Below are 1,237 nucleotides of genomic sequence, written 5' to 3'. Positions count from 1 at the left end.
ATTTTATGGACGTATTTTGTGGACTGGTTTGAGGCATGGATTTGAAATGAATAGTGCAAGTCCAAGAAACGGCCGTTTTTTAGACTGAGTAAATCTATAAATTTATTGCGTAATTTATCTAAATGACATATTATAATAAATGATAGATAACTTAAACAAGTATTTGGTATAGATTATGAAAAAATTAGTAACAAATATGGATCAACATGGCAGGGTATTGATTCCATCGGAAATAAGAGAAAGGCTTAATATACAACCTGGTGATAAAGTTAATCTAGAAGTTTATGAAAATGAGCTAAAAATAATTAGTGCTAATCAAATAATAGATGAGATGCATGCAATCTTTACAAAAAACCAAAATAGTAGAAAAGATTCAGTGGTAGATGATTTTATAAACAGAAAGCATGAAGAATACCAAATAGAAGAAGAGAGAAGTATAAAAAATGGCAAATAAAATAGTTTTTGATTCCTCTGCCCTTATAATGTTATTTGCAAAAGAACTCGGATATGAATCCATAAGGCATCATATGAAATATGCAATAATCTCAAGTGTAAATATTGCGGAAGTATACAAATACTGTATTGAAGTGCAAAATTTAACAGAAGACGACTGTAGAAACCTGATAAAACTTTCCGGTATCAAAATTATAGATTTTTGTGAAGAACAGGCATTAATAACAGCAAAAATAATAAAACAAACAAAACAGTATGGTCTATCCCTAGGAGATAGAGGGTGTATTGCTTTAGCAATGTTCAAAAATTACCCTATACTTACTTGTGATAAGATCTGGCAAAAAGTTGACCTTAATGTTGAATTCATAATGGGAAGGTAATGACTAATATTTTGGGATATGCGCGTGTGTCGACACAACAACAAGACTTAGATTCTCAGAGGCACCGTCTTACTAAAGCCGGTGCTATTCGGATTTTTGAAGATGTGATAAGTGGCAAGATTTTTGACAGACCTGGACTAGAAGCGTTGATTGCTTATGCCAGACCAAATGATTTACTTTGTGTAGTAAGGCTTGATCGTTTAGGTCGTAGCTTAAAGGAATTGCTTGAAACTGTAGAATATCTCAAAGAATGTAAGATTGGTTTAATGTCTCTTGAAGAAAAGATAGATACATCTTCTGCTGCAGGAGAGTTGGTATTCCATGTATTTGGTGCTATTGCGCATTTTGAAAGAAGATTAATTTCAGAACGTACTAAGGAAGGTATAAACGCTGCTCGACTAAAG

At 32.7% G+C, this 1,237-nt stretch carries 3 protein-coding genes; all 3 read left to right on the top strand.

The genetic code is table 11. The annotated features are described in order from the left end of the window. Positions 1-175: 175 nt before the first annotated feature. On the top strand, positions 176-454 hold the full coding sequence (locus tag Megvenef_RS09565; RefSeq protein ID WP_322777682.1) for an AbrB/MazE/SpoVT family DNA-binding domain-containing protein: 279 nt from the start codon (positions 176-178) through the stop codon (positions 452-454). Beyond that, a complete protein-coding gene (locus Megvenef_RS09560; RefSeq protein ID WP_322777681.1) occupies positions 444-833 on the top strand; it encodes a type II toxin-antitoxin system VapC family toxin in 390 nt (129 codons plus the stop codon). Before Megvenef_RS09565 ends, Megvenef_RS09560 begins: the two co-directional genes overlap by 11 nt. Continuing rightward, a partial coding sequence (locus Megvenef_RS09555; protein WP_322777680.1) for a recombinase family protein occupies positions 833-1,237 on the top strand: 405 nt, incomplete at its 3' end. The genes Megvenef_RS09560 and Megvenef_RS09555, both read left to right, overlap by 1 nt.

It is taken from the genome of Candidatus Megaera venefica (assembly GCF_034554655.1).
Taxonomy (GTDB): Bacteria; Pseudomonadota; Alphaproteobacteria; order Rickettsiales; family Rickettsiaceae; genus Megaera_A; species Megaera_A venefica.
This window is presented reverse-complemented; position numbering and strand designations above follow the sequence as displayed.